Origin of the sequence: Nonomuraea antri (assembly GCF_013283785.1) — a bacterium.
GTDB classification, from domain to species: Bacteria; Actinomycetota; Actinomycetes; order Streptosporangiales; family Streptosporangiaceae; genus Nonomuraea; species Nonomuraea antri.
Genome location: NZ_JABCPZ010000397.1, coordinates 1 through 5279, shown reverse-complemented (window position 1 = coordinate 5279; position 5279 = coordinate 1). Strand labels below are relative to the sequence as shown.

General features: G+C 71.1%; 5 protein-coding genes. 1 reads left to right on the top strand and 4 read right to left on the bottom strand.

The window, feature by feature from the left end:
* Window positions 1-34: 34 nt before the first annotated feature.
* From manB to HII36_RS53105, 4 genes are all read right to left on the bottom strand, one after another.
* Window positions 35-1114 (bottom strand): mannose-1-phosphate guanylyltransferase, encoded by a 1080-nt coding sequence (manB, locus tag HII36_RS53120; protein WP_236005138.1) that lies wholly within the window; start codon window positions 1112-1114, stop codon window positions 35-37.
* Between the two features lie 32 nt (window positions 1115-1146).
* Complete coding sequence (locus tag HII36_RS53115; RefSeq protein ID WP_173531016.1) at window positions 1147-2265, bottom strand: glycosyltransferase family 4 protein; 1119 nt, start codon at window positions 2263-2265, stop codon at window positions 1147-1149.
* A gap of 100 nt (window positions 2266-2365) precedes the next feature.
* Window positions 2366-3292, bottom strand: a complete 927-nt coding sequence (locus HII36_RS53110) for a lysylphosphatidylglycerol synthase domain-containing protein (RefSeq protein ID WP_328808306.1) — start codon at window positions 3290-3292, stop codon at window positions 2366-2368.
* A complete protein-coding gene (locus tag HII36_RS53105; protein WP_173531015.1) occupies window positions 3289-4116 on the bottom strand; it encodes a class I SAM-dependent methyltransferase in 828 nt (275 codons plus the stop codon). Before HII36_RS53105 ends, HII36_RS53110 begins: the two co-directional genes overlap by 4 nt.
* Window positions 4117-4191: 75 nt before the next feature.
* Between HII36_RS53105 and HII36_RS53100 the strand changes: the two genes are divergently transcribed.
* On the top strand, window positions 4192-5279 hold a 1088-nt coding region (locus HII36_RS53100; protein ID WP_173531014.1), incomplete at its 3' end, for an SPFH domain-containing protein.

The window sequence follows — 5279 nt, the reverse complement described above, 5'->3', positions numbered from 1 at the left end:
GCCCCCCGATAGGCCGACAAATCCGGAAAAACCGTCAAACGTCGCTCGAATAACGCACTGCCCGTTCAGGCAGTTCGATACCCGGCCAGATCCGGACCCCGCCCTGCAGTTCGTTCCCCGGCCCGACCACCGCGCCGTCGCCGATGACCGCGTCGCGCACCACGCTGCCCGCGCACACGCGAGCCCCCTTGCCGATCACCGAGTCGGTCACCGAGGCCCCCGCCTCGACCACGCACTCGTCGCTCAGCACGGACCCGACGACCGTCGCCCCGGCCTCGACCACGGCCCGCGCGCCCACGGCGGTCCCCCCGCCGACCTTGGCCTCGGCGGACACCACCGCGCCTTCGAGCGCCAGGTGTTCGCCGGTGGCGCCGGGCAGCGCGGGCGAGCCGAGCCGGCCGAGCACCAGGTCGCGCGACCCCTGGACGAACGCCGCGGGAGTGCCGACGTCGAGCCAGTACGTACGGTCGGCGTACCCGAGCACGAGCTCACCGGAGTCGATCAGCCCGGGGAAGGTCTCCCGTTCCACGGACACGACCTCGTTGCGCGGAATCCGGTCGATCACGGACCTGGTGAACACGTAACACCCGGCGTTGATCCGGTTGGTCACCGGATTCGGGGTCTTCTCCAGAAACGCCGTGACGCGGCCGTCGTCGTCGGTCGGCACGCAACCGAATCGCGTCGGATCGTCGACCTCGGTCAAATGGAGCGTTACAGCGGCGGAGCGCGACATATGGGTGCGTACCTGATCACCGATGTCGTGCCCGGACAGAATGTCGCCGTTCAGAATGAGGACGGGATCATCGGGCCCGGAAGTGAGCGCTTCGGCGGCATTCCGAATGGCTCCGCCGGTGCCCAGCGGTGTCTCTTCGGTTATGTAGTCGAGCGAAAGCCCGAACGCCGATCCGTCGCCGAAGACCGGCTCGAACATCGACGCCTTGTACGAGGTCGCGAAAACGATCTTTCGCACCCCGAAAGAACGGGCCCGGGCCAGTTGGTGGGCCAGGAACGGCACTCCGGCGGTCGGAAGCAGCGGCTTGGGCGTGCCCAGTGTCAACGGACGCAGGCGCGTGCCCTGCCCTCCGACCAGGAGGATCGCCTCTAGGTCTGGCAAAGAGCTCTCCATCACTCAGCGAGGTTACCGAACTATTCGATTGCCCGTTGATAAGTGCTGAGATGCGCCTCCGCCGACGCGTCCCAGGTGAACTCCCTGGCCCTGGCCAATCCGGCCGCGCGGAGTTCGCGTCTTCTTTCCGGTGCGGCCAGCAATTGGCCCAGGGCGGTGGCGATGCTGTCGGCGTCCGGCTCGGTGTAGGCCACCGCGTCGCCGCCCACCTCGGGCAGCGACGTGCGGTGGGTGGTGAGCACGGGCGCGCCGCAGGCCATGGCTTCGAGCACGGGCATGCCGAAGCCCTCGCCGCGCGACGGGAAGGCCACCACCAGCGCGCCGCCGAGGAAGCCGGGCAGGTCGGGCGCGCGCAGGAAGCCGGGCCGCACCACCTTGACGGTGGCCTCGACCTCGCGGCAGGCGGCGTCGACGTCGTCCTCGTGCACGCCGCCGCCGAGCACCAGCGCGGGCGGCTCCGGCAGGCTCTTGACCGCCCTGGCGAAGCCCCTGATCAGGTTCGGCACGTTCTTGCGCGGGTCGAGCGCGCCGAGGAAGGCCACGTACGGCTGAGCGTGCAGCCCGCACCTGGTGGCCGCGCGGGCGACCTCCTCCGCGCTCGGCGGGTGGAACAGCGACAGGTCGACGCCGTGGTAGGCGACGTCGATGCGGGTGGGGTCGGCGGCGAGCACCCGCACCAGTTCGTCCCTGGTGGCCTTGGACGGCACGATGACCCGCTTGGCGTGCCTGATCGCGGTGCGGGTGGCCGAGCGGAAGAACGAGGCGCGCACCGCGCTGTGCTGCTCGGGCTCGGTGAACCAGGTGGCGTCGTGAATGGTGACCACCGTGGGCAGGCCCGCGCGGATCGGGATGGAGTAGTACGGGGCGTGGATCACGTCGGCTCCGGCCTGCCTGGCGAGCAGGGGCAGGCCGGTCTGTTCCCAGGCGAGCCTGGCCGCCCGGTTGGTGATCGAGACGGGGCCGGTGATGACGTGGGCCGAGGGCGCCAGCCGCCGGTATCTCTCGGCTTCGGCCCGCTGGCAGACGACGGCCAGGTCGGCGCCGGCCCGATGGAGCCCGGCCACCAGCCCGTCGACGTATCGGATCAACGCGCCGCGGTCCGCGGGGACGGCCGCCGCATCGACGAGCACTCGAGGCATTACGCGGATCTTCTCCCCTCAAGATCAACGTGGGACCGAGCGTCCCCCTCTTCAGTTCAGCTTATGACCAGCCTCCCCCAAATCGTGGGCTAAATCACGCTCAGTCGCGACGCGCGGCGATTCCGGCGAGCCCGGCGCAGATCAGGTCCCCGATGACGATGACGATCCGGGACGACAGCGCCACCGCGATGGCCGATCCGCGGTCGAGCACAGGCGCGAGCACGGCCACCATGGCCAACTCGCGCACCCCCGCTCCCGCCGGGACCACGAAGGTCAGGATGCCCAGGCACCACGACAGGGCGAAGGCCCCGATCGCGAAGATCAGGCCGCCCTGGGGCGCGATCAGGTACAGGTGCAGGCCGTAGCAGGCCCAGCCGGCCAGCGCCCAGCCGAGCGCGGTGAGCATGCCGCGCCTGGTCAGCGGACGTTCCAGCGGCGCGCGCCGGAGCTTGCGCAGCCCGAACCCGATGACCGCGTTGATGACCTTGGGCTCCAGCAGGACGAGCAGCACGGGCAGGAACAGCAGCAGCCAGCCGTAGGTGTCCCAGCTCAGCGTGCCGAGCGTGACGAGCAGGCCGCTGGCCAGCTGGATGGGCATCATCAGGAAGAACGCGGCGGCGCTGCGCGAGCGCGGCACGCCGAGGTCGCGGCCCATCTCCATCTGCGCGAGCACCGGCCAGACCGCGCCGGGGATGTATTTCCCGAGCTGGCCGACGAAGAACACCTTGGCGGCCGGCCTGAGCGGCAGCGGCGAGCCCAGGTCGGCCAGCAGGGTGCGCCAGGTGAGCATCGCGCCGAGCAGCGCGGCCACGACGGACGCGAGCGAGCCGGCCAGTGCAACCCAGGAGAGCCTGGCGAACCCGGCCAGCACGGAGTCCCACTGCGAGGCCACCGCCCAGCCGCCGAATCCCAGCGCGACCAGCAGGAACGCCACCCGCACGACCCGGCGCAGCGGCGACCCCTTCGGGCCCATGGGCTGAGCGCCGCCCTCGGGCACGGCCGTTCCCGCCGTCTCCGCGTCGTTCACAGCGGGAGTACCCGCTCGGGGGGCTGCGGCAGCGCGGGCCCCGCGGGACGGCGCGGCCGCTTGGTGGCCACCCACAGGTACGTCGGCACGACCGGCAGCAGCAGCCTGAGCACCCCGCGCGGCGCGCGCGCGAGCACGGCCTTGACCACCCGGCCCAGTGCGCCCGGGAACAGCTCGGCCCCGGCGAACCTGGTGGGCGTGGCGAGCACCGGGAACGTGTAGTCCCACACGTGGAAGGCGCGCAACATTTTGCGCAGCCCGCGCCTGGTGCGGAAGCGTTCGTAATAGTGGTCGGCGCGGCCGAAGGCGCGCACGTAGCGGTCGGCCAGGGCGGGCGGCAGGTACGACAGGAACGGCAGCTTGTAGTGCGGCTCGATCACCCCGAGCCGGTTGCCGAGCCCCAGGTAGAGCACCCCGTCGTCGGACAGCACCCGGTGCATCTCGGCGATCACCGCGTCGGGGTCGACCACGTGCTCGTAGATGTGGTTGAACACCAGCACGTCGACCGAGGAGTCGGGGAAGGGCAGCGCGGTGCCGTCGCCGCAGACGAACGCCACCCGCTCGCCGAACCTGTCGGCCGCCTTGCGCAGCCCGGGCACGTCGATGTCGATGCCCAGGGTGTGCTTGGCCCCGGCCGCGGCCAGCTCGTCGGCGATGAAGCCGGCCGAGCAGCCCACGTCGCCCACGGTCAGCCCGCCGAGCGGCCCGTGGAAGTGCTCGAGCACAGCGATGATCTTCGCGGCCTTGCGGCGGCGCTTTTCCTCGTCGAGCATGGCCGACTGGAACTCGGAGTATTCGAGTTGTGCGACGCGTTGCTTACCCACGTCGCCCAACAGTACCCGCCTGACGGCCTTTGGTACGGTGACCCACCTGGTGCAACGCTGACAACTGGGGGCGAAGTGGCACTATTCGACAAGCTCCGCGGCGAATTCATCGACATCGTGGAGTGGCTGGACGACAGCCGCGACACCCTCGTATGGCGTTTCCCCCGGTACGAGAACGAGATCAAAATGGGCGCCCGGCTCGTGGTCAGGGAGTCTCAGGTCGCCGTCTTCGTCAACGAGGGCCAGATCGCCGACGCCTTCGCGCCTGGCACGTACACGCTGGAGACGCGGAACCTGCCGATCCTGTCCACGCTGAAGGGCTGGAAGCACGGTTTCCACTCGCCGTTCAAGTCCGAGGTGTACTTCGTCGGCACCCGCAGGTTCGCCGACTTCAAGTGGGGCACCCAGAACCCGGTCATCGTCCGCGACCCGGAGTTCGGGCCGGTGCGGCTGCGGGCGTTCGGCGCGTACTCGGCCCGGGTGACCGACGCCCGCGCGCTGCTGCGCGAGCTGGCCGGGACCGACCAGCTCTTCCGCACCGAGGAGGTGGAGGGCTACCTGCGGCAGATGATCGTGGGCCGCCTCGCCCACGCGCTCGGCGCCGCCGGGGTGCCGCTGCTCGACCTGGCCGCCCGTCAGCACGAGATGGGACGGCGGCTGGCCGAGCTCCTGACCGCCGACCTGGCCGCGGTGGGGCTGGCGATCCCGGACTTCACGATCGAGAACATCTCGCTGCCGCCCGAGGTGGAGCAGGCGCTGGACAAGCGTGCCCAGATGGGGATCGTCGGCGACTTGGGGCAGTACGCCCGGTTCCAGGCGGCCGAGGCGCTGGAACACGCGGGGGCTGCGGGCGGCGCGGCCGAGGGCATGGGGCTCGGCATGGGCATCGCCGCCGGCCAGCACCTCGCCGCCGCCCTCACCCCTCAGCCCGGCCACTCGCAGCCAAGCCATCCGCAGGCCCAGGGGCAGGAGCCGCCGCCGCTCCCCCGGCCCGAGCAGTGGTTCCTCGGCGTGGACGGCGAGCGCCGCGGCCCCTACGATCGGCAGGCGCTGCCCGCCGCCGGTCTCACGTCCGAGTCGCTGGTCTGGAAGTCCGGGATGTCGCAGTGGGCCGCCGCGGCGGACGTCCCGGAGCTGGCCGCGCTGCTCCGCGACACCCCGCC

Bases quoted from the DNA above. Each gene is read 5' to 3' on its own strand.
- HII36_RS53115 (WP_173531016.1), bottom strand. From the start codon at position 2,265: ATGCCTCGAGTGCTCGTCGATGCGGCGGCCGTCCCCGCGGACCGCGGC.